Here is a 20,858-nt window from a genome sequence, read left to right as displayed (position 1 = left end):
GAACAGGCAAACGCATGATTCCGCGCTATTCGCGGCCCGATATGGCCGCCATTTGGTCGCCCGAGACGAAGTTCCGCATCTGGTTCGAGATCGAGGCGCATGCGGCCGACGCCATGGCCGAGTTGGGCATCGTGCCGAAGGAAGCTGCGAGGACCATCTGGGAGAAGGCGGGCAGTGCCACGTTCGATATCGAGCGCATCGACGAGATCGAGCGTGAGACCAAGCATGACGTCATCGCCTTCCTGACGCATCTGGCCGAGATCGTAGGGCCGGAGGCGCGCTTCGTGCACCAGGGCATGACCTCTTCCGACGTGCTGGACACCTGTTTCAACGTGCAGCTCAAGCGCGCGAGCGACATCCTCATCGTCGATCTCGATGCCCTGCTCGCCGCGCTCAAGAAGCGTGCATACGAGCACAAGGACACCGTCACCATCGGCCGCAGCCACGGCATCCATGCCGAGCCCACCACCTTTGGGCTGAAGCTGGCGCAGGCCTATGCCGAATTCTCCCGCTGCCGCGAGCGGCTGGTGAACGCGCGTGAGGAGATCGCCACCTGCGCCATCTCCGGCGCCATCGGCACCTTCGCCAACATCGATCCCCGTGTGGAGGCCCATGTGGCCGAGAGGATGGGGCTGAAGCCGGAGCCGGTCTCAACCCAGGTCATCCCGCGCGACCGGCATGCAATGTATTTCGCCACCCTCGCCGTCATCGCCTCCTCCATCGAGCGGCTGGCGACAGAGGTTCGGCACCTGCAGCGCACCGAGGTGCTGGAGGCGGAGGAGTATTTCTCGCCGGGGCAGAAAGGCTCGTCGGCCATGCCGCACAAGCGCAACCCCGTTCTCTCGGAAAACCTCACCGGGCTTGCCCGCATGGTGCGCGCCTATGCGGCTCCTGCCATGGAGAACGTGGCGCTCTGGCATGAGCGCGATATCTCGCATTCGTCGGTGGAACGCATGATCGGGCCGGATGCGACGGTGACGCTGGATTTCGCGCTGGCGCGGCTGACAGGGATGATGGAGAAGCTGGTCGTTTATCCTGAAGCGATGGAGAAAAACCTCAACCGTTTCCGCGGCCTCGTGCACTCGCAGCGCGTGCTGCTGGCGCTTACCCAGGCCGGCGTGAGCCGCGAGGATGCCTATCGGCTGGTGCAGCGCAATGCCATGAAGGTGTGGGAACAGGGAGCGGATTTTCTGGAAGAGCTGCTTGGCGACACGGATGTGCGGGCAGCGCTTTCGGAAGACGAGATTCGCGAGAAGTTCGACCTCGGCTATCATACGAAACACGTGGATACGATTTTCAGGCGGGTGTTTGGTGATTTTTCCGCGCGTCATTCCGGAAGTTGACGCGACAGCGGAGGCTGTCCGGAACCCATTCCGGAACGTGGAAGAGTCACGGAGTGGATCCCGGACAAACCTTCGGTTCTCCGGGTGACGCCGCAGTCAGGTCAGCTTGAAGGCACCACGCGCACCACTGTCCCCCAGGGGTCCTCCAGCGCCTTCTCCTCGTCCGCGTCGACCGCGCGCATCCTCACCCAGGCAAGCCCTGCCCTGCCGGGATCGCGCCTTTTCGCGCCGGGACTATGCCAGTTGTTGGCGCCGATGTGGTGGTGATAGCCGCCTGAGGCGAGGAAGACGGCGCTAGGGCCGTAGTGGGCCATGGTGTCGAGGCCGAGCGCCTCGTGCCACCATTGCTCCGCCTCCGCCGGCTCGCCGACGCGCAGGTGCACATGACCGATGACGGTGCCTTTCGGCGCGCCTTGCCACGCGCCCTCCGCTCCCCGCGTTGCAAGAAGGCTTTGGAAGTCGAGCGGCAGGGTCTTCATGGCGACCTGGCTGCCATCCCACTGCCAGCTTTCGCGCGGGCGGTCGGCATAGATCTCGATGCCGTTTCCTTCCGGGTCGCTCAGATAAACTGCCTCGCTCACCAGATGGTCGGACGCGCCTTCGAGCGGGGTCTGCCGTTCGATCGCGCGGCGCGCCCATCGGGCAAGGTCGGCGCGGGCGGGCAGCAGAAAGGCGGTGTGGAAGAGGCCTGCCTCGCGCGGGTCGTCCAGCGCGGCGGCGGCATCCTCCTCTATCGTCAGGAGCGGCCTGTCACCGGCGCCCAATACGATCGTGCCACTGCGTCGCGACAATTCAGCGAGACCGACGGTATCGCAATAGAAGGCAGCCAGCTTGTCCGCATCGCGTGCCTTGAGGCCGATCTCCGCGACGCTCACCGGCGCGGTGGCCGGGAAAGAAAGTTCGTTCATTTCAATCTCCTGGCGCTGCATGCTGAAACACCGCATCATGCAGCCCGATGGGGAGCCGGTGCCGTCTGGCTATTTGATACCGCACCGCCGCGCGCGCAAGCGCTGAACAGCGAACACCGTGTTCACCGATTTCAGTACAAGCGCGATTATGAAGCCGGCGATAGTTGCACCTGCCCGTGTGTCTGGCTACATGCGGCGCCATGAAAGCCAAGGACGCCGATATTCTCATCATCCCCGGATACACCAATTCCGGCCCCGACCACTGGCAGAGCCGCTGGCAGGCGCGACTCTCGACCGCGCGCCGCGTCGAGCAGGCGGAGTGGAGGAAGCCGGTGTGCGAGGACTGGGTGGCAACGCTTGCTGAGGCGGTGAACGAGGCGGAACGGCCGGTGGTGCTGGTCGGCCATTCCCTGGGCGTGGCGACGGCGGTGCAGGCAATACCACTCTTCCGCAAGCCGGTGGCCGGCGCCTTCTTCGTGGCGCCGCCGGACGTTGCCAACCCCGAAGTCCGGCCCAGGCACCTGATGACCTTTGGGCCCTACCCGCGCGATCCCCTGCCCTTTCCATCGATCGTGGTGGCGAGCCGCAACGACCATTTCGGCAGCTTCGAGGCCGCCGAGGATATCGCAGGCGCATGGGGCGCCCAGCTTCTCGACGCCGGCAACGCGGGGCATATTAACGCCGAAGCGGGCTTCGGCCCGTGGCCCGAAGGCTCGCTCACCTTCGCGCGGTTCCTATCGCGGCTTTAGCGCACTCCGCAGGGAGGAAAGCGCTAGCCGATACTTGCGCGCGCGCTGGCGATGAGGTTGTCCGCCCCCTTCGCCAGGTAGACCCCTTCGTTGCCGAGGGCGAAAAGGCGGTAGCCCATGCCGTGGTAGCGTCCGACGAGGGCCGGATCGACAACGTAGATGGCCGCGTGCTTGCCTGCGGCACGCGTCTTTTCTGCGATCGTTGCGACCGCCTCCATCATGCCCTCGTGGGAGGGATCCACTGTCTTTCCCTCAGTCCAGGCGATGGAGAAATCCGAGGGGCCGAGGAAGATGCCGTCGATGCCGTCGACGGCCAGCATATCGTCGATGAGGGAAAGGGCGGCGCGCGTTTCCACCATCGCGAAGGCGACCGTGTGGCGGCCGGCACCGGCCAGCCAGCCAGCGGCATCGGGTTCGCCGCACCGCTGCATGGCGATGGTCGGCCCCCAGGAACGCTCGCCGCGCGGCGGGTATTTCATCGCGGCTGCGAAGCGACTCGCGTCCTCGAGGGAGTTCACCATCGGCGCGATAACGGCTTCGGCCCCGAAATCGAGAGCGCGGCTTGCCGTGTCGAAACGCCCGACCGGCACGCGGACGATGGCATGGCGGCCATGAAAGGCCAAAGGCACGATGCAGCGCAGCACACTGTCCTCATGATGGCCGCCATGCTGCATGTCGAGCGTGACGGCATCGAAGCCGAGGCAGGCGACGGCCTCGACCGTCAGCGCATCGGGAATGGATGACCAGGCGGTTAGGATGGCCTCCCCGGCCTCAAGCCGGTCTGCCAGCGTTGCCGCACGCATGGAGCGGCCTATGCGTTCTTAACTTGATCGATCGCCTCGATGAGGAGCTCGCTCATGGTGCGGCGAATCTGGTGGTCGGACTGTTGCACGCCGGCGGCGTCGAAATCGCGCCGGACCTTGCGGAAGACATCTTCCTCTCCGGCTTCCTCGACATCGGCCTTGATCACCTCGATCGCATAGGCATCAGCCTCGGCACCGGTCTTGCCCAGCTTCTCCGCCGCCCACAGGCCAAGCAGCTTGTTGCGGCGCGACATGGCCCTGAACTTCATCTCCTCGTCATGAACGAATTTGCGCTCGAATGTCTCTTCGCGATCTTTCATGCTGCTCATGCGGCTTATCCTCCGGCATCGCCCGCGCCGCCCACGGCGGCTTCGGCTCCTAGAATATCAGGTCGGCACGGACAAACCAGAAGCTTGATGGCGGGTCAATAGAGCCGTTGATGGCGGTAAATGGCGATTGAGATAGCGGCGCGTTTGCGCTAGACCGCATGAAGCCGTCGAGGCGCACCTCTTTTTGAGCCGGCCATGTAACCAACACCTGAAAAACCGGCAACTAGCCCAGGAAAAGCCATGAACCGTCGCCGCCGCATCTATGAAGGCAAGGCCAAGATTCTCTATGAAGGTCCGGAGCCTGGTACGCTGATCCAGTTCTTCAAGGACGACGCCACCGCCTTCAACAAGAAGAAGCACGAGATCGTCGACGGCAAGGGCGTCCTCAACAACCGGATCTCGGAGTACCTCTTCGAGCATCTGAACCGGATGGGCATCCCCACCCACTTCATCCGCCGGATCAACATGCGCGAGCAGCTGATCAAGGAAGTGGAGATCATCCCGCTCGAGATCGTGGTGCGCAATATTGCCGCAGGCCAGCTCGCCAAGCGCCTCGGCATCGAGGAAGGCACTGTGCTGCCGCGCTCAATCATCGAGTTCTACTATAAGGCCGACGCGCTGGACGACCCGATGGTCTCCGAAGAGCACATTACCGCCTTCGGCTGGGCGAGCCCACAGGAGATCGACGACATCATGGCGCTGGCGATCCGCGTCAACGATTTCCTGTCCGGTCTTTTCCTCGGCGTCGGCATCCAGCTCGTCGATTTCAAGATCGAATGCGGGCGGCTGTTCGAGGGCGAGATGATGCGCATCGTAGTCGCCGACGAGATCTCGCCTGATTCGTGCCGCCTGTGGGACACCGCCACGCAGGACAAGATGGACAAGGACCGCTTCCGCCGTGATATGGGCGGGCTGGTCGAAGCCTATCAGGAAGTGGCGCGCCGGCTCGGCATCATGAACGAGAACGAGCCCTCCAAGCCGAGCGGTCCGGTGCTCGTGTCTTCCAAGAAGGATGGCGAGACGCACCATTGAGGGGCGCGTCCCACGGGGAGAAGCCAAGTGATCAAGGCACGAATTATCGTCACCCTGAAGAACGGCGTGCTCGACCCGCAGGGCAAGGCCATCGAAGGCGCGCTGGGGGGGCTGGGCTTCTCCGGCGTCGGCTCGGTGCGGCAGGGGAAAGTGTTCGACGTCGAACTGGAGGATAGCGACCGCGCGAAGGCGGAGGCCGCACTGAAGGAGATGTGTGAGCGCCTGCTGGCGAACACGGTGATCGAGGATTATAGCATCGCTATCACCTGAGGCTGTTCTGGAGGGCTGGGCGGTGGCCGAAGCACAAGACACACTAGTTGCCATGGAAGGCGGCACCATCGAGCGCCGCTTGATCTCCGCAAAATGACCGAACCACCACAGAAACCTTACGATCCGAACGCATGAAATCAGCCGTCATCCAGCTTCCCGGCCTCAATCGCGACCGCGATATGATCGCCGCGCTCACCAAAATTTCCGGCAAGGCGCCGGCCACGGTCTGGCAGACCGAGACGGAGCTGCCGGACGTCGACCTCATCGTCATTCCCGGCGGTTTTTCCTACGGCGATTACCTGCGCTGCGGGGCGATCGGCGCGCGCATGCCGGTGATGAAGGCGGTGGCGGAGAAGGCTGCGAAGGGCGTGATGGTGATGGGCGTGTGCAACGGCTTCCAGATCCTTTTGGAGGCGGGGCTGCTCCCCGGCGCTCTGATGCGCAACGCCTCGCTGAAATTCGTCTGTCGCGAGGTGAAGCTGGGGGTGGCGAACGCCAACACGGCCTTCACGCGCGGCTATGCGCCGGGCCAGATCATCCGCTGCCCGGTCGCCCATCACGACGGCAACTATTTCGCCGATCCCGAAACGCTGGCCCGCATCGAGAGCGAAGGACAGGTGGTCTTCCGCTACGCCGAAGGCACAAATCCCAACGGCTCCGTCAACGATATTGCGGGCATCATCAGTGAAGGCGGCAACGTGCTGGGCATGATGCCGCACCCCGAAAACCTGATCGAGGCCGCCCATGGCGGCGCGGACGGGCGGGCGCTCTTCGAAGGTCTTTTGGGAAAAGCCGCGTGAGCCGGACGCAAGCGGGCTTGGTCGCCGGCGCGTCGCTGCTCGCCGTCCTTCTGGCCGGCTGTCAGCGCGAGCCGATGGGCGGGCCGCTGGCGCTGCAGATCGAGGCAAATGAGCCGGTAGCGGCGCTCCAGCGGATCAACGAGGCGGGCGCGAAATGCTGGGTCCGCTCGTCGGATGCAGATTTCCGCGACCTGCATCTCGTGCCCGAGCTCGACACGAGTGTCGGGCGTCCGCGTCTTCTTCTACTCAAGAAGGGCAAGGCCGAAGGCCTGCCGGTGTTAGTGATTGAGGCCGCGGGCTCGCCCGTCACCCTGACGACCTACGGACCGCTTGCCAGTACGCGCACCGGTGGACGGGTGAACGCGGACATCATGCGCTGGTCGAGCGGGCGAACCACCTGCCGCAGCTAGCTATTAGTCCCAGAACGGCCTAAGCCCTTCCCGGGCAGCATCAGCACGGGAGATGCCGATGTCCTTGAGTTGCTCGTCAGTCAGTTCAAGCAAAGCGCACCGGCTGCGACGCTTTTCCAGCATAAGCTCAATGCCTTCGACGAACTTTACGAGGAGACGGGCAAAACGCTGCGTGACAGCGCCATTGGATGTACCGGAGCGGGAGCGAACATTGATTGTATCAATTGAACCCATTTTTCCATCGCCTTTGTCACCTAAAGCGGCTCTTCCTCCGCTCCGACTCGTATGCATTGACTCAATTACGGTGACAATATAGAGAATTGTCATGATGACAAATTGGCTCCCCGACATCTCCAGCGGCACCGGTCCGCTCTATCTCCGGCTCGCCGAGCAAATCGAGAGAGATATCGAGCGCGGGGTTCTGGCAAAGGGCGCGAAGCTGCCGCCGCAGCGCAATCTCGCCTTCGATATCGGTGTGACAATCGGCACGGTAAGCCGCGCCTACGCACTGGCGCGCGAGCGCGGCCTAGTCAGCGGCGAGGTAGGACGCGGCACCTATGTGCTGGATCATGGGCAGGATGTGATTCCGGCACGCGAGGCGTCGGACCGTGTGCAGTTCGACGGCACGCGCCATCTCGATCCGCCGTCGGGCAAGATCCGCTTCGATAGCACCGCCGCACCCGATGTCGGCCAAGGAGAGCTTATCGGCGCGCTGACCATGGATATCACGCGCGAGCATCCCTCCGATGTCGCGAGCTACACCCGGCGCTTTCCCGATCACTGGTTCGAGGCCGGCAGCCGGTGGCTCGCCAAGGGCTCCTTCCGGCCTGAAATCGGCCGCATCGTGCCCACACTCGGCGCCCATGCAGCGTTGATGGCCGTCATCGCCGCCGTCACCGTGCCCGGCGACTACATCGCCTTCGAGCATCTGACCTATTCGCAGGTCTCGCGCAGCGGCGAGTTGATCGGCCGGCGCACCACGTTGATGCAGTCGGACGAAGACGGCGTGATCCCGGAGGATTTCGAGCGGGTCTGCGCCCAACGGCATCCGAAAATGGCCTTCCTGATGCCCGCAGCACAGAACCCGACCGTAACGACGATGCCCGAAGCACGGCGTGCGGCAATCGCCGAGATTGCGCGCCGGTACAATGTCTGGCTACTCGAGGACACGCTCTACGGTGCGATGACCGACGATGAGGCGCCGCTCTTTGCGGAGATTGCGCCGGAACGCACCTTCCTTGTCGGCGGCCTGTCGAAGTCTGTCGCGGCGGGCGTGCGCGGCGGCTGGGTGCTCTGCCCGCCCCACTACGAACGCCGCATCCGCGTCGCCCACCGCATGGTGACGGGCGGCCTCCCCTTCATCCTGGCCGAATTGTGCGCACGGCTGGTGCTTTCCGGCGAGGCGGCCACCATCCGCGCCAAATGCATCGAGGAAAACAATGCACGCCTGGCGATGATGCGCGAGGCGCTGGCTGGCTTCAACGTGCAATGGCGGCCGAACATCCCCTTCTGCTGGTTGGAACTGCCCGATCCCTGGCTTTCAAGCACCTTCAAACATGCGGCGGCCGAACGGGGCGTGCTGATCGACGATGCCGACGAGTTCAAGGCAGGCCGCTCGGAGCTGGTCTTCCATCACGTGCGCTTCGGCGTGTCCGCATCGCGCAACCGTGAGGAGGTCACGCAGGCACTAGCGACGATCCGCCACCTGCTCGAAGAAGGCCGCGCCGGATATATCAGCTACGACTGAGGGGTGGGCCGGCTGCCCACGGCTTTTTCGGCCTCTCCCGTGGTTTTTTCGTCGAAGAGCGGTGAAACGAGGCGCAAGGTGCGCTATGAGCCGCCTGTAACCTCCTGCAATCGATAGCCGCAGATGACCATTCCCAACATCATTCCCATCACCGACGAACTCGTGGCCGCGCACGGGCTGAAGCCCGAGGAGTACCAGCGCATTCTCGCACTCATCGGCCGCGAGCCGACCTTCACCGAGCTCGGCATCTTTTCGGCCATGTGGAACGAGCACTGTTCCTACAAGAGTTCCAAGAAGTGGCTGCGCACGCTGCCGACCTCTGGGTCCCGGGTTATCCAGGGGCCGGGCGAAAATGCCGGCGTGGTGGACATCGGCGACGGGCAGGTGGTGGTTTTCAAGATGGAGAGCCATAACCACCCCTCTTTTATCGAGCCGTACCAGGGCGCGGCGACGGGCGTCGGCGGCATCCTGCGCGACGTCTTCACCATGGGCGCGCGGCCGATTGCGGCCATGAACGCGCTACGCTTCGGCGCGCCGGACCACCCGAAGACGCGGCATCTGGTGGCCGGTGTGGTGGCCGGCATCGGTGGCTATGGCAACGCCTTCGGTGTGCCGACAGTCGGCGGCGAGGTGAATTTCGACCCGCGCTACAACGGCAACATCCTGGTCAACGCGTTTGCCGCCGGCATCGCCCGCGCCGACGCCATCTTCTATTCGAAGGCGGAGGGTGTCGGCCTGCCAGTGGTCTACCTCGGCGCCAAGACGGGGCGCGACGGCGTCGGCGGGGCGACGATGGCCTCGGCCGAATTCGACGCCGACATAGACGAGAAGCGCCCGACGGTGCAGGTGGGCGATCCGTTCACCGAAAAGTGCCTGTTGGAGGCATGCCAGGAACTGATGGACACAGGCGCCGTCATAGCCATTCAGGACATGGGAGCGGCGGGGCTCACCTGCTCTGCCGTCGAGATGGGCGCCAAGGGCAACCTCGGCATCGTGCTGGAATTGGACAAGGTGCCGGTGCGCGAGGAGCGCATGTCGGCCTACGAGATGATGCTGTCGGAAAGCCAGGAGCGCATGCTCATGGTGCTGCGGCCGGAGAAGGAGCCAGAGGCCGAGGCAATCTTCCGCAAATGGGGCCTCGACTTCGCCATTGTCGGCTTTACCACCGATGACAAACGCTTCCGCATCCTTCACCAGGGCGAGGAGATGGCAAACCTGCCCATCAGGGAACTGGGCGACGAGGCGCCGGAATACGACCGGCCCTGGGCGGCGCCCAAAGCGCCCCCTCCCCTCAACCCCGCCGACGTGCCGCCGGCCGACATCGCCGATGCGCTCCTGAAGCTGATCGGCTCGCCCGATCTTTCCTCGCGCCGCTGGGTGTGGGAGCAGTACGACACGCTGATCCAGGGCAACTCCCTGCAGCTTCCCGGCGGCGACGCCGGCGTGGTGCGCGTCGAGGACCATCCGACGAAGGCCCTCGCCTTCTCCTCCGACGTCACGCCGCGCTATTGCGAGGCCGACCCCTTCGAGGGCGGCAAGCAGGCGGTGGCCGAATGCTGGCGCAACCTGACGGCCACGGGCGCAGAACCGCTGGCCGCCACGGACAACCTGAACTTCGGCAATCCGGAGCGGCCGGAGACGATGGGCACCTTCGTGCGCGCCGTCGAGGGCGTGGGCGACGCCTGCCGAACGCTCGGTTTCCCGATCGTCTCCGGCAATGTCTCGCTCTACAACGAGACGCTGGGTGAAGCGATCCCGCCGACGCCGACGATCGCCGGTGTCGGCCTCATACCGGACTGGACGAGGATGGCGCGCATCGCCTTTGCGCGCGAGGGTGAGACGATCCTTCTCGCAGGCGCGCCGGAAGGATGGGGCACGCATCTCGGGCAGTCGGTCTATCTGCGCGACGTCCATGGCCGCGCCGACGGCCCGCCGCCGCCGGTGGATCTAGCGCATGAAAAGTGCGTCGGCGACTTCGTGCGCGGGGTAATCCGCACAGGCACCGCCACCGCCGTGCACGACTGCTCCGACGGCGGTCTTGCGGTGGCGCTGGCCGAGATGGCGATGGCATCCGGTATTGGCGCCCGTATCGAGGCGCCGGCGGGCGAACCCGTCGCGGCCTTCTTCGGTGAGGACCAGGGGCGCTACGTTGTCACCGTGCCTTCCGAACAGGCGGAAAGGCTGATGGACGAAGCGCGTGAAGCAGGCGTTCCACTCACGGCCATCGGTGCGACGGAAGGCAGCGAATTGAAACTGGGCGGGGCACGTGCCATATCCGTTTCAGAACTCAAAAAGGCCCACGAGGGCTGGTTTCCGCAGTTCATGCAGGGTGAACCCGGACGTTGAACGGGCGAGCCGAAGGAGAGAACGCACTATGGCCATGAACGCCGGCGACATCGAGCGCCTCATCAAGGAAGCCATTCCCGACGCCAAGGTGACAATCCGCGACCTCGCCGGCGACGGCGACCACTATGCCGCCGAGGTAGTGGCCGAGAGCTTTCGCGGCAAAAGCCGCGTGCAGCAGCACCAGATGGTCTATGAGGCGCTGAAGGGAAATATGGGCGGCGCCCTGCACGCGCTAGCGCTGCAGACGAGTGTACCCGATTAAGAGCAGGGGTGTAGAAGGGCGAATCCAGGCTGCTGATCCGCGATCTCCTTCCCGACGACGCACCCTCGTTGCCCGCCGTTCATCAGCGGGCGATCGTGGCCATCTCCGATCAGTTCTACACGCAAGAGCAAAAGGAAAGCTGGAGCGCCGGCCTCACGCCGGAAATCGCGCCGTCCATTTCAGGGCAATGCCCCCCTGCAGCTAAGGCTGCTCGTTCACAGGGCGTTGACTTACCATCTCAAACCAGGGGGGATGATCCAAATTCCATCTCCGCGTTGGCGACCACCTGCCTCGACAGAACAGCCGAAGAGCGGAAATAGGCAGATGTCAGGGCAACTCGAGAGCAGAAATCAGCTGGACATCCTTCGCGCAAGGACACCTCCCTTCCCTCTCGTCAGCATAATCTCCCCCGCCGCATTGCACCGGGCGGGATCGTGCAATAGATACTGGTCAGCACAGCTTACGAATGCCGGGTCCTGACCCGGCAACGAAAGGACAGGCGATGAGCGGTATCAACGAATTCATCGACAACGAGGTGAAGACGAACGACGTCGTTCTCTTCATGAAGGGCACGCCCGGCTTTCCCCAGTGCGGCTTTTCGGGGCAGGTCGTGCAGATCCTCGACTATCTCGGCGTCGACTATAAGGGCATCAATGTGCTCACCTCGGATGACCTGCGGCAGGGCATCAAGGAATTTTCCAACTGGCCGACCATTCCGCAGCTCTATGTGAAGGGCGAGTTTGTCGGCGGGTGCGATATCATCCGTGAGATGTTTCAGGCGGGCGAGTTGCAGTCGTTCTTCGCCGAAAAGGGGGTGAGCGCGCGCGGCGCCGCTTAAGGAAACAAGAAACGGCCCTCCCCGCATTGCGTGAATGCGCCTTCCGGGGGCGGCCGGCATTTTAATGTCGTTACGGCGCGTTGGCCGCAGGGCCGACGCGTCTTTTTGCCGTTATCCGATCCCGGCCGCCCTTGATGCCGGATCGTACCGTATTGTCGAAAACGGCGCCCGCACGCGTCGCCGCCGGAGCACTAACCATGGACGAATCCGCCGCCCGGGAAGAGCCGGTCCGATCGCAGGTGGCGATCGGCAAGGCCGAGTTCATAGGCCTTGCGGCCGCGCTGATGGCGCTCAACGCGCTCGCCGTCGACATCATGCTACCGGCGCTGCAGCAGATGGGCGCCGCGCTCGGCGTGAGCGACGAGAACCATCGGCAATTTGTTGTCACCGCCTATATTATCGGCTTCGGTGCCGCCCAGCTCTTCTATGGGCCGATTTCCGACCGCTTCGGCCGACGCGGCCCCCTTCTCTTCGGGCTTGTGGTTTATGTCGGCGCGGCTCTTGGCGCCGGATTCGCACCGAGCTTCGCCGCCCTGCTCCTGCTGCGCGTTCTGCAGGGCGTTGGTGCTGCCGCGACGCGCGTTATCGCCGTCTCGGTGGTGCGGGATGTCTTCGGCGGCAGGCAGATGGCCGAAGTCATGTCGCTGATCATGATGGTGTTCATGGCTATTCCCGTCATCGCGCCGAGCCTGGGCCAGGCGGCGATGATCTTCGGTGATTGGCCGCTGATCTTTGTGCTGATGGCCGTAGTGGCGCTCGCTGTGACGGTATGGGCGATGTTCCGCCTTCCCGAGACGCTGGCGCCCGAGAACCGCCGCGCCCTCTCCCTCCGTTCGATCGTCCAGGGCTTCGGCTACGTCCTCACCAATCGCGTTGCGCTTTGCTACATGCTGGCGACGACGGCGATTTTCGGCGCCCTGTTCGGCTTTATCAGTTCCGCTCAGCAGATCTATGTCGACATCTACGACATGGGAGCCCTCTTCCCACTGCTCTTTGCCGTCGGCGCAGGGCTGATGGCGATCTCCTCCTTCACCAATTCGCGGCTGGTCGGCCGCATCGGCATGCGCCGGCTCTCCCATGGCGCGCTCCTGGGCTTCATGTGCGTCAATGCGCTCTGGCTTGCGCTGTCGCTCATGGGGTCCATTCCCTTTCCGCTTTTCTTCCTGCTGTTCTCGCTCTCCATGTTCCAGTTCGGCTGGGTAGGCCCCAACTTCAACGCCATTGCCATGGAGCCACTCGGCCATGTGGCGGGCACGGCGGCGGCGGTGCTGGGCTTCGTGACGACGCTCGGGGGCGGCATCGTGGGAGCGCTGATCGGCCAGGCCTTCAACGGCACGCTGACGCCTCTTGCGGGCGGCTATTTCGCTGTTTCCGCCGTCAGCGTCATCTTGGTGCTGATCGCAGAGCGCGGCAGGCTCTTCAGAACGGTGAACCCGCCGGTCTAGGCTTCGGTCCACAATTCATTTCTGAGGATCCGCCAGCTCTCCGGGTCCGGAGCGACCAGCAGGCCGCCATCGGTATGAAAGGGGCGGTAGGCACTGCCGTCGAAACGCGCGGCATAGCCGCCGGCCTCTCCGTGGATCAGGGTACCGGGCAGATGGTCCCAGGGCATGAGCTTCGCGTAAACGGCGAAATGGACGTGCCCGGCGGCAAGCAGGCGATACTCATGGGCCGCACAGCGATAGCCGATGGCGGAGCGGCACCTGGCATGGTTGCGCGCAAGACGCGAGCGCTCGGGCTCGGCCAGGTACTGCCAGGAAATGGACCCGCTCATGCTGGAGACGGCGGCTGGCTCGGCGACCCGCAGCCGGGTCTCGGCTCCCTCCGCCGTCCGCATGTGACTGCCTGCCCCTTTGACGCCGATCAGCCAGTCGCCGCCCACCGGATCGTGGATGATGCCTGCCACCGCCTCGCCGTTCTTCACGACGGCAAGCATGACGCCGAAGAGCGGCAGGCCGGAGGCGAAATTGAACGTCCCGTCGACGGGATCGATGGTGAAGGCGAATTGCGCTTCCTGAAGACCGGCAAGGATCGAGGGGTTGTCCGCGCAGGCCTCTTCGCCCACCACCAGGGCACCGGGGTAGCGCGCCCTCAGTTCGCGCGCTATCACAAGCTCCGCATTGACGTCCGCCTCCGTCACCAGATCGATCGGCGACGTCTTGTGGCGTATGCCCTCTCCTTCCAGCTTGCGGAAGCGCGGCATGATTTCGGCTGCGGCGGACTGAGCCATAAGGTCGGCCAGCCACTCGATCTCATTCTCGTCAAAGCGCATCGGCGGCGACCTTATCGGCCGTGAGGCCGGCGAAATCGAACAGTCTGCGGTCGAGCAGATGCGAGGGGCGCACATTGGCAAGCGCCCGGATCATGGTGTCCTTGCGGCCGGGCATGCGCCTTTCGATGTCGGCAAGCATGCTCTTCATGGCATCCCGCTGCAGCCCCTCCTGGCTGCCGCACAGATCGCACGGGATGATGGGGAAGCGCATACCTTGCGCGAATTTTTCGAGATCGGCCTCGGCGCAGAAGCTCAGCGGACGTAGCACCATGACATCGCCCTCGTCATTGAGGAGCTTGGGCGGCATCGCAGCGAGCCGTCCGCCGTGGAACAGGTTCATGAAGAAGGTTTCGAGGATGTCCTCACGGTGATGGCCGAGGACGAGGGCCGAACACCCCTCCTCCCGCGCAATGCGATAGAGATGGCCGCGGCGCAGGCGCGAGCAAAGCGAGCAATAGGTACGGCTTTCGGGGATCTTGTCCGTCACCACCGAATAGGTGTCCTGGTACTCGATGCGGTGGGGAACGCCGAGACGGGTGAGATAGTCTGGCAGGACGTGCTTCGGGAAATTCGGCTGGCCCTGGTCGAGGTTACAGGCGAGAATCTCGACCGGCAGGAGGCCGCGCCATTTGAGGTCGAGCAGCACGGTCAACAGGCCGTAGGAATCCTTGCCGCCTGACAGCGCAACCAGCCAGCGCGCGCCGGGTGTAGCCATCGAGAATGCCTCGATCGCTTCGCGCGTCTGGCGCAGGAGGCGCTTCCTCAGTTTGTTGAACTCCACCGAGGACGGCGCGTCCGCAAAGAGCGGATGGCTTGCCGCGTCGGCCGGCGCTTCCAAATCGGGCTGTTGATGGACGGTCATCATGCCCCCTGCATAGCCTCACAGCCGCAAAAGAAAAAGGCCGCACATGGCGGCCTTTCTCGAAGCGGTGTCCATCAGGTCAGCGCGAGTAGAACTCGATGACCAGGTTCGGCTCCATGTGGACGGCGTAGGGCACGTCGGCAAGAGCCGGAATACGAATGTACTTGGCAACCATCTTGTTGTGGTCGGCCTCGACATAATCCGGCACGTCGCGCTCGGCGAGCTGAACCGACTCCAGCACGAGGACGAGCTGCTTCGACTTCTCGCGCACCTCGATCACGTCGCCGGGCTTGCAGCGGTAGGACGGGATGTTGACGCGGCGGCCATTCACATTGATGTGGCCGTGGTTGACGAACTGGCGCGCGGCAAAGATGGTCGGCACGAACTTGGCGCGATAGACGACGGCGTCGAGGCGCGATTCCAGAAGGCCGATCAGGTTCTCCGTCGTCTCGCCCTTGCGGCGGTTCGCCTCGTCGTAGATGCGGCGGAACTGCTTCTCGGAGATGTCGCCATAGTGGCCCTTGAGCTTCTGCTTGGCACGCAGCTGCTGACCGAAGTCGGACAGCTTGCCTTTGCGGCGCTGGCCGTGTTCGCCGGGGCCGTACTCACGGCGGTTGACGGGCGACTTGGGCCGTCCCCAGACGTTCTCACCTAAGCGGCGATCGAGTTTGTATTTTGCAGAGTGGCGTTTGCTCATCGCATTCCCTTTCAAACAAACACGCCCGGCACCTCACGCACCGAGCGAAGGAAACGCGCCCTCCTCTGGCCTCCGTTTTCGAGGCCTGACAGGAAACCGCCGCACGCTTGTGGCGATCTCCACGGGACACGTCAAAAAACGCGGCGGCGGGTGAACGCCATCGCGCTGGGGCGGGCAATAGGCGAAGCAGGCAGGAAAGTCAACGCCCGGCTGACCTGCAGAACGGCGAACAATCAAGTACGCTCCTGCTCCCATGCACCGCCAGCTGAATTCAATAACAGAACGTAAAAGCGCGTTACGATAGTTCAACTCTGCAAAACATTTAGAGATATTAGAAAGAAACATGTAATTATAATGTACATTTAGCATATACATTATCACTATGAGGAATAAAATATGGTAAAAATCATAGATGTATTGTATCTTATGATAATACGGGCATCTAAATGGATTTGAAGAAGACAACTCTTTAAATAGCGGCCCAAGAGAGAGACAGCGACAGAAGCGCCGATTTGAAGGGGACGTACCGGTGCCAGTTTCCATCGGACCTACGACAGATTGTCTCGCGCAGCACACTACAGCCTGGAAGGCCGACCTAACTCTGAATCATTGACACACGGAAACATTAGGTGCATCTTAGTATTAATTCAACACAGGAGAATAAAATATAGCACCATAAATCATTATATACTTTATTTTTATTACAAAGGATAACGATCATGACGACGCATTTGCATCCTATGCAGGTCCCTACGGAGGAATCCCTGCAGGAGTTGGCGGATTATCTCACCAGCGGCTACTGGCGCTATACCAACGAACTGAAAAGCCCAGCCGGCGACGCCCAAGAAAGAAAAGATACCCAGTACATCGACGGAAATCCGCGAGAGGAAAGAGAATTCACCTATAAATGTTATGGCATGTCTGAAGTACAGGAGAAATTGACCGAAACCGCCCTTCAAACCTGGAAGGACGTTGCCAACATAGAGTTCAAAAATGTTACTGATTATGTCAGCGATCGCGAAAACGCGCCGAATATAACCTTTGTGAGCGCCAACCTTTCCAACTCCGACGCTGGCGAGGCGAACGGCTTTGCCTGGGGGAGCTCGGTCATCAACGTTCCCGATAATTCTCCCGACTTCGCAACGCAAAGAGCGCATCTGTCGATGAGCGACGAAGAGCTCAAGGAAAGCGGAGGATACACCGACGAGGAGATCAAGGAGATCCGGAAAATGGATGAGATGACGATCGACGCCGTCCAGGAGGCAACTTACCTGGGCGCAGCGGTACACGAGATCGGCCATGTCTTGGGGCTCGGCCACCCCGGCAGATACAACAGCCGCGAGGAGATAGAAGAAGGAGGTATATTCGATGACGACTCGTCGCTAATATCCATTATGTCGTACGTCCATTCTCCGCAGCCGGATTTAACTTCGCTCGTTCCAATTACTCCACAGATGGCGGACATACGAGCAGTCCAATATCTCTATGGCGCGGCTGAAACACGGACAGGCGATACCGTCTATGGCTTCAATGCCAATCCCGACGATTTCCCCAATACCGCTGAAATTTACGACCTCGACAAATTCGGAAGCCTTACCAGCTTCACGATATACGATTCCGGTGGCATCGATGTGCTTGACGTCTCGAAATTCAATGCCGACCAGTTCATCGACCTCCGAGGCGGGACATTTTCCAACATCGGCGGAAAGATCGGCAACATCGCGATCTACACCGATACCGTCATCGAGTTCGCAAGGGGCGGCCTCGGCAACGATCTTATTTTGGGCAACAAGGTATCCAACGCGCTACACGGCGGAGGCGGCGACGACAGGCTATATGGCGGTGAAGGTGACGACATCCTTTTCGGAGACTACGCGGAAGCTAATCCGGTTTATGGCGGGGATGACACGCTGGAAGGCGGCGAGGGCAACGATGTCCTTTATGGCTTGGCCGGCGACGACCTGTTGGAGGGCGGCGAAGGCAACGATTCCCTGTTTGGTTATTCCGGTAACGACGAACTCACGGGGGGCGAAGGGACGGACCGCTTCATCTTCGAACTCTACCGGGGATCGCCCGTATCCTGCTGGGGAGACGACAAGGTGATCGACTTCGAAGACGGCGTGGACCAGCTTGTCTTTCACGGCGGGCCCGCCAGCGTGGACGATCTTCGGATCGATACCCTGTTCGAGGACGGGACACGCATCACCTATGGCGGCAGCAGTATAGTTGAAAGCAACAGTGTGGTTCTGCAAGGATTTCACGGAAGGCCCGAGGACAGCTCCTTCGTTTTCAGCGAGCCTGCTGTGATCGCATAGGATTGTAGGGAAGCGGCGCCTCAGCGCCGCTTCCCTGATAAAGTCAACACGAACCGCCGCCTGGATTCCCCTTCACGTTTTTGTAGTGCGGCCGCAGATCGGTTAATCCGATATCGTAAGCCACGCCATCGGGAACCTCGTCCAAAAATAGACGAAGCCTGCGCCGCCGCCACAGCAGCCGCCATAGCGGCAGCAGTCGCCAAGGCGCCGCGGCGCCGCACTCGCCCATGATGACTCGGTCCAGCATAGCAATCCTCCATAAGGCATATGCAAAAGCTGAATTGATTTTCTGAAAACAGCGTGCTGCAATTTATCCCGCCAATCCAATAGAATTGCAGGCGAGTAGCATAAGGAGATTTGATCCATGGAGCCTCTCTCGCTGCCGCCGCTGGCCGCGCTCCGCGCCTTCGAGGCGGCCGCCAGGCACGGCAGCTTCACGAAAGCGGGCGAAGAACTGGGCATGACGCAGGCCGCCGTGAGCTATCAAATCCGTGCACTGGAGGACCGGGTTGGCGCACCGCTGTTCGCGCGTCGTCCCAGGCAGGTGAGCCTGACCGAGACGGGGCGGCGATTTGCGCCGACGGTACGGGATGCATTCGAGCGGATTGCTGCTGCCTATGCAGAGGCACGCGGGGTCGAGGAAGGGAAGTTCACGATCAGCACGGCCCAGACCTTTGCATCCCACTGGCTGGTGGATAATCTCGACACCTTCCAGGCGCGCCACCCCGCACTCATCGTGCGGCTGGAGGCGACCCAACGTGTCGCCGATTTTCAATCCGAGGATGTCGACGTTGCCATCCGCGGCGGCCATGGTCCGTGGCCGGGCCTCGAGCGCCATCTGCTTCTAGAGGCCAATTTCACGCCGATGCTGAGTCCTTCGCTCGCGGCCAGCATCGGCGGCATCAAAACGCCGGCCGATCTCCTGCGCCTGCCGTTGCTCGATCCTCACGATCCCTGGTGGCGGCTTTGGTTCGAGCCACTCGGCCTTTCCGTCGAAGCCTCCTTGAAGGTGCCGAGCGCCAAGCTGGGCGCGCAGGGGCTGGTGGCCCGTGCAGCGATGGCCGGACGAGGCGTCGCGATGCTCACCCCCGCCCTCTATCGCAGCGAGCTTGCGCACGGACTGCTGATTCAGCCCTTCGAGCGCATCTGCACGGATGGGCTCGGTTACTGGCTGGTCTATCCGGAAGGGCGCCGCAACGCGCCGAAGATCCGTGCTTTCCGCGATTGGATCCTGAAAGCCGTTGCCGAGCAGATGGGCGCGCCGGAGGAGTCATCTCTGCGTTCAGGCGACGACGAAACCAAAGCCCGGCACCAGACGGCGTAGGGCTTTCGGCGGATTGCCGGTGGTGAAGACGGCGATGTCCTGCCTTCCCCGGTGCGGCGCCGGAATTTCCACGAGTCCGATCCGAAAGCGCGATAGCAGTCTGGCCGCGTCGCGTTGAAGGTTTCTATGCCGGGTCGGCTGTATCGTCGATATTGCCGCTTCGGCTGTCCCGACCGAAGGCTTAGACGCACCTCCACCCACCTAATCCAAACAGACAAATTGAAACCACCGGACGGCGGTGCATTCTTGATGATTGTCAGTCTCCGGCGTGGCGCGTCCACTGTCGCGGGAGCACGCGTGCATGCTGGCTGGGGAATGGGGGGGGACCGTTGCACCTTTTGGTCATCAACGATGTGTCGACCGTCCACGGAGGTGCCACCAAAGTCGCAATGCGCTGTCTCGAGGCGGCGACGGCAGCCGGAATGGGATGCTCGATTCTCGTCGGCGACGATGGTGCCGGCATGCGCGAGCGGTTTCCCCATGCGCATGTCGAGGCGCTTGGTGAGCGTCCGCTTCGAGACGGTCCGGCCATTGGGGACCTCATCACCAGGAACTTCAACCGACGCGCCTTTAGCGCTCTCGACCGCCTGCTTGCGCAGAGGTGCGACGACACGGTCGTGCATGTGCATGGCTGGTCGCAGATCCTGTCGCCATCGATCTTCCATGCTCTGGCAAGGCATGAAGCACATGTCGTCGTGACGACACACGACTTCTTCCTGACCTGTCCGAATGGCGGTTATGTCAACTACAGGAAAGGTGATATCTGCCGCGCACGCCCTCTTTCGCTGGCCTGCCTCGCCACCGACTGCGACAAGCGGAGCTACCTCCACAAGCTGTGGCGCTTTGCTAGAACGATCACCCAAGCCGGCGCCGGAGACGCCTTCTGGGAACGCGTGGGCGTCATTCTGGTGCACGAGAGCATGGAGCCCTACCTGAAGGAGGGCCCGTTCCGCAACTTCCTCACGCTACGGACGCCAGCGGAGCCCCTTTCGCGAAACGGCAGGGTCGAAGCCTGGAGAAACGATACCATTCTCTTTCTCGGCCGGATGACATGGGAAAAGGGCGTACGGACACTCGCAGAATCACTGAACATCACCGGCAGCCCCGCGACACTCATCGGTAGAGGCCCTCTTCTGGCGGAGATACGGCAGGCGCTTCCTCACTGCCGGGTCGCCGGCTGGCTTGAGGACAGCGAGGTGGCCAGCATTGCTGAGAAAACACGCTACCTCGTTATGCCGTCGCGCATGCCGGAGCCCTACGGTCTTGTCGCGGCCGAAGCGCTCATGTGCGGAATTCCCGTCATCATCAGCAGCAATGCCCTCATCGCCGGCGAGATCGAGCGCCACAATGCCGGGCTCGTCTTCGAAAGTGGCAATTCGCGCTCACTCGCAGAGAAAATGGAGCTTATGCGCAGCAGCGAGCTCCTGCGACGGCTGAGCGACGGCGCCTATGCCTATGCCCGGACGATGGCGCCGAGTTGGGAGGAATGGTCCCGGCGCATGATCGATATCTATACAGGCAAGATGCCTTTTACCCTTCACTAGTCTGGGA

At 62.5% G+C, this 20,858-nt stretch carries 22 protein-coding genes; 14 read left to right on the top strand and 8 right to left on the bottom strand.

What is annotated here, in order from left to right; all coding sequences use genetic code 11:
* Positions 1–14 precede the first annotated feature (14 nt).
* Positions 15–1,343, top strand: coding sequence for an adenylosuccinate lyase (purB, locus tag N5A92_RS09145; RefSeq protein WP_260901967.1), 1,329 nt, complete (start codon positions 15–17; stop codon positions 1,341–1,343).
* Positions 1,344–1,444: 101 nt separating this feature from the next.
* Here purB and N5A92_RS09140 read toward each other — a convergent pair whose 3' ends face one another.
* Entirely contained in the window at positions 1,445–2,251 is an 807-nt protein-coding gene (locus tag N5A92_RS09140; protein WP_260901966.1) for a VOC family protein, read from the bottom strand.
* Positions 2,252–2,451: 200 nt separating this feature from the next.
* Between N5A92_RS09140 and N5A92_RS09135 the strand changes: the two genes are divergently transcribed.
* Positions 2,452–3,000, top strand: coding sequence for an RBBP9/YdeN family alpha/beta hydrolase (locus N5A92_RS09135; RefSeq protein ID WP_260901964.1), 549 nt, complete (start codon positions 2,452–2,454; stop codon positions 2,998–3,000).
* Positions 3,001–3,023: 23 nt separating this feature from the next.
* Here the strand turns inward: N5A92_RS09135 and N5A92_RS09130 are convergent, their stop codons facing one another.
* Positions 3,024–3,803 carry an HpcH/HpaI aldolase family protein gene (locus N5A92_RS09130; protein ID WP_260901962.1) on the bottom strand — a complete coding sequence of 260 codons (780 nt, stop codon included), beginning with the start codon at positions 3,801–3,803 and terminating at the stop codon, positions 3,024–3,026.
* A gap of 8 nt (positions 3,804–3,811) precedes the next feature.
* The gene (locus N5A92_RS09125) at positions 3,812–4,132 is read right to left on the bottom strand and encodes a DUF1476 domain-containing protein (RefSeq protein ID WP_163271338.1); all 321 of its coding nucleotides are present in this window, start codon (positions 4,130–4,132) and stop codon (positions 3,812–3,814) included.
* A 240-nt stretch (positions 4,133–4,372) separates the two neighbouring features.
* Here N5A92_RS09125 and purC point away from each other — a divergent pair, with 240 nt between their 5' ends.
* The 4 genes from purC to N5A92_RS09105 all read left to right on the top strand — a co-directional run bounded on the left by purC (position 4,373) and on the right by N5A92_RS09105 (position 6,644).
* Positions 4,373–5,164 (top strand): phosphoribosylaminoimidazolesuccinocarboxamide synthase, encoded by a 792-nt coding sequence (gene purC, locus N5A92_RS09120; protein WP_260901960.1) that lies wholly within the window; start codon positions 4,373–4,375, stop codon positions 5,162–5,164.
* A 27-nt stretch (positions 5,165–5,191) separates the two neighbouring features.
* A complete protein-coding gene (gene purS, locus N5A92_RS09115; protein WP_260901958.1) occupies positions 5,192–5,434 on the top strand; it encodes a phosphoribosylformylglycinamidine synthase subunit PurS in 243 nt (80 codons plus the stop codon).
* Between the two features lie 131 nt (positions 5,435–5,565).
* Positions 5,566–6,234 (top strand): phosphoribosylformylglycinamidine synthase subunit PurQ, encoded by a 669-nt coding sequence (gene purQ / locus N5A92_RS09110; RefSeq protein WP_260901956.1) that lies wholly within the window; start codon positions 5,566–5,568, stop codon positions 6,232–6,234.
* Positions 6,231–6,644: a hypothetical protein gene (locus N5A92_RS09105; protein WP_260901954.1), complete on the top strand. Its 414-nt coding sequence runs from the start codon at positions 6,231–6,233 to the stop codon at positions 6,642–6,644. Before purQ ends, N5A92_RS09105 begins: the two co-directional genes overlap by 4 nt.
* A gap of 3 nt (positions 6,645–6,647) precedes the next feature.
* Here the strand turns inward: N5A92_RS09105 and N5A92_RS09100 are convergent, their stop codons facing one another.
* Positions 6,648–6,971, bottom strand: a complete 324-nt coding sequence (locus N5A92_RS09100; protein ID WP_313958400.1) for a DUF1127 domain-containing protein — start codon at positions 6,969–6,971, stop codon at positions 6,648–6,650.
* 1 nt (position 6,972) lies between these two features.
* On the opposite strand from N5A92_RS09100, the gene N5A92_RS09095 reads away from it, so the two are divergent.
* From N5A92_RS09095 to N5A92_RS09075, 5 genes are all read left to right on the top strand, one after another.
* Positions 6,973–8,391: an aminotransferase-like domain-containing protein gene (locus N5A92_RS09095; RefSeq protein ID WP_260902330.1), complete on the top strand. Its 1,419-nt coding sequence runs from the start codon at positions 6,973–6,975 to the stop codon at positions 8,389–8,391.
* A gap of 123 nt (positions 8,392–8,514) precedes the next feature.
* Entirely contained in the window at positions 8,515–10,737 is a 2,223-nt protein-coding gene (gene purL / locus N5A92_RS09090) for a phosphoribosylformylglycinamidine synthase subunit PurL (RefSeq protein ID WP_260901952.1), read from the top strand.
* A gap of 28 nt (positions 10,738–10,765) precedes the next feature.
* A complete protein-coding gene (locus N5A92_RS09085) occupies positions 10,766–10,999 on the top strand; it encodes a BolA family transcriptional regulator (protein WP_260901951.1) in 234 nt (77 codons plus the stop codon).
* Positions 11,000–11,501: 502 nt separating this feature from the next.
* Entirely contained in the window at positions 11,502–11,837 is a 336-nt protein-coding gene (grxD, locus tag N5A92_RS09080) for a Grx4 family monothiol glutaredoxin (protein WP_260901949.1), read from the top strand.
* A 197-nt stretch (positions 11,838–12,034) separates the two neighbouring features.
* Positions 12,035–13,282: a multidrug effflux MFS transporter gene (locus N5A92_RS09075; protein WP_260901948.1), complete on the top strand. Its 1,248-nt coding sequence runs from the start codon at positions 12,035–12,037 to the stop codon at positions 13,280–13,282.
* On the opposite strand, the gene N5A92_RS09070 is transcribed toward N5A92_RS09075, so the two are convergent.
* The 3 genes from N5A92_RS09070 to rpsD all read right to left on the bottom strand — a co-directional run bounded on the left by N5A92_RS09070 (position 13,279) and on the right by rpsD (position 15,668).
* Positions 13,279–14,109: an inositol monophosphatase family protein gene (locus tag N5A92_RS09070; protein WP_260901947.1), complete on the bottom strand. Its 831-nt coding sequence runs from the start codon at positions 14,107–14,109 to the stop codon at positions 13,279–13,281. The genes N5A92_RS09075 and N5A92_RS09070 overlap by 4 nt on opposite strands.
* The gene (gene ttcA / locus N5A92_RS09065) at positions 14,099–14,971 is read right to left on the bottom strand and encodes a tRNA 2-thiocytidine(32) synthetase TtcA (RefSeq protein WP_260901945.1); all 873 of its coding nucleotides are present in this window, start codon (positions 14,969–14,971) and stop codon (positions 14,099–14,101) included. Before ttcA ends, N5A92_RS09070 begins: the two co-directional genes overlap by 11 nt.
* 79 nt (positions 14,972–15,050) lie before the next feature.
* Positions 15,051–15,668, bottom strand: coding sequence for a 30S ribosomal protein S4 (rpsD, locus tag N5A92_RS09060; RefSeq protein ID WP_260901944.1), 618 nt, complete (start codon positions 15,666–15,668; stop codon positions 15,051–15,053).
* A gap of 719 nt (positions 15,669–16,387) precedes the next feature.
* On the opposite strand from rpsD, the gene N5A92_RS09055 reads away from it, so the two are divergent.
* Positions 16,388–17,983 (top strand): M10 family metallopeptidase C-terminal domain-containing protein, encoded by a 1,596-nt coding sequence (locus tag N5A92_RS09055; protein WP_260901942.1) that lies wholly within the window; start codon positions 16,388–16,390, stop codon positions 17,981–17,983.
* A gap of 43 nt (positions 17,984–18,026) precedes the next feature.
* Here the strand turns inward: N5A92_RS09055 and N5A92_RS09050 are convergent, their stop codons facing one another.
* Positions 18,027–18,230, bottom strand: coding sequence for a hypothetical protein (locus N5A92_RS09050; RefSeq protein WP_260901939.1), 204 nt, complete (start codon positions 18,228–18,230; stop codon positions 18,027–18,029).
* A 117-nt stretch (positions 18,231–18,347) separates the two neighbouring features.
* Here N5A92_RS09050 and gcvA point away from each other — a divergent pair, with 117 nt between their 5' ends.
* Both gcvA and N5A92_RS09040 read left to right on the top strand, forming a co-directional pair.
* On the top strand, positions 18,348–19,307 hold the full coding sequence (gcvA, locus tag N5A92_RS09045) for a transcriptional regulator GcvA (protein WP_260901937.1): 960 nt from the start codon (positions 18,348–18,350) through the stop codon (positions 19,305–19,307).
* 329 nt (positions 19,308–19,636) lie between these two features.
* Positions 19,637–20,851 carry a glycosyltransferase gene (locus N5A92_RS09040; protein WP_260901935.1) on the top strand — a complete coding sequence of 405 codons (1,215 nt, stop codon included), beginning with the start codon at positions 19,637–19,639 and terminating at the stop codon, positions 20,849–20,851.
* The last annotated feature ends 7 nt before the right edge of the window (positions 20,852–20,858 follow it).

Origin of the sequence: Chelativorans salis (assembly GCF_025336525.1) — a bacterium.
GTDB lineage: Bacteria > Pseudomonadota > Alphaproteobacteria > Rhizobiales > Rhizobiaceae > Chelativorans > Chelativorans salis.
Note: the sequence above shows the minus strand (reverse complement) of the source record. Positions and strands in the feature narration are given on the sequence as shown.

Coding starts and splice junctions, on each gene's coding strand:
- purB (WP_260901967.1), top strand. CDS start 15: ATGATTCCGCGCTATTCGCGGCCCGATATGGCCGCCATTTGGTCGCCC.
- N5A92_RS09140 (WP_260901966.1), bottom strand. CDS start 2,251: ATGAACGAACTTTCTTTCCCGGCCACCGCGCCGGTGAGCGTCGCGGAG.
- N5A92_RS09135 (WP_260901964.1), top strand. CDS start 2,452: ATGAAAGCCAAGGACGCCGATATTCTCATCATCCCCGGATACACCAAT.
- N5A92_RS09130 (WP_260901962.1), bottom strand. CDS start 3,803: ATGCGTGCGGCAACGCTGGCAGACCGGCTTGAGGCCGGGGAGGCCATC.
- N5A92_RS09125 (WP_163271338.1), bottom strand. CDS start 4,132: ATGAGCAGCATGAAAGATCGCGAAGAGACATTCGAGCGCAAATTCGTT.
- purC (WP_260901960.1), top strand. CDS start 4,373: ATGAACCGTCGCCGCCGCATCTATGAAGGCAAGGCCAAGATTCTCTAT.
- purQ (WP_260901956.1), top strand. CDS start 5,566: ATGAAATCAGCCGTCATCCAGCTTCCCGGCCTCAATCGCGACCGCGAT.
- N5A92_RS09100 (WP_313958400.1), bottom strand. CDS start 6,971: ATGACAATTCTCTATATTGTCACCGTAATTGAGTCAATGCATACGAGT.
- N5A92_RS09095 (WP_260902330.1), top strand. CDS start 6,973: ATGACAAATTGGCTCCCCGACATCTCCAGCGGCACCGGTCCGCTCTAT.
- purL (WP_260901952.1), top strand. CDS start 8,515: ATGACCATTCCCAACATCATTCCCATCACCGACGAACTCGTGGCCGCG.
- N5A92_RS09085 (WP_260901951.1), top strand. CDS start 10,766: ATGGCCATGAACGCCGGCGACATCGAGCGCCTCATCAAGGAAGCCATT.
- grxD (WP_260901949.1), top strand. CDS start 11,502: ATGAGCGGTATCAACGAATTCATCGACAACGAGGTGAAGACGAACGAC.
- N5A92_RS09075 (WP_260901948.1), top strand. CDS start 12,035: ATGGACGAATCCGCCGCCCGGGAAGAGCCGGTCCGATCGCAGGTGGCG.
- N5A92_RS09070 (WP_260901947.1), bottom strand. CDS start 14,109: ATGCGCTTTGACGAGAATGAGATCGAGTGGCTGGCCGACCTTATGGCT.
- ttcA (WP_260901945.1), bottom strand. CDS start 14,971: ATGACCGTCCATCAACAGCCCGATTTGGAAGCGCCGGCCGACGCGGCA.
- rpsD (WP_260901944.1), bottom strand. CDS start 15,668: ATGAGCAAACGCCACTCTGCAAAATACAAACTCGATCGCCGCTTAGGT.
- N5A92_RS09055 (WP_260901942.1), top strand. CDS start 16,388: ATGACGACGCATTTGCATCCTATGCAGGTCCCTACGGAGGAATCCCTG.
- N5A92_RS09050 (WP_260901939.1), bottom strand. CDS start 18,230: ATGCTGGACCGAGTCATCATGGGCGAGTGCGGCGCCGCGGCGCCTTGG.
- gcvA (WP_260901937.1), top strand. CDS start 18,348: ATGGAGCCTCTCTCGCTGCCGCCGCTGGCCGCGCTCCGCGCCTTCGAG.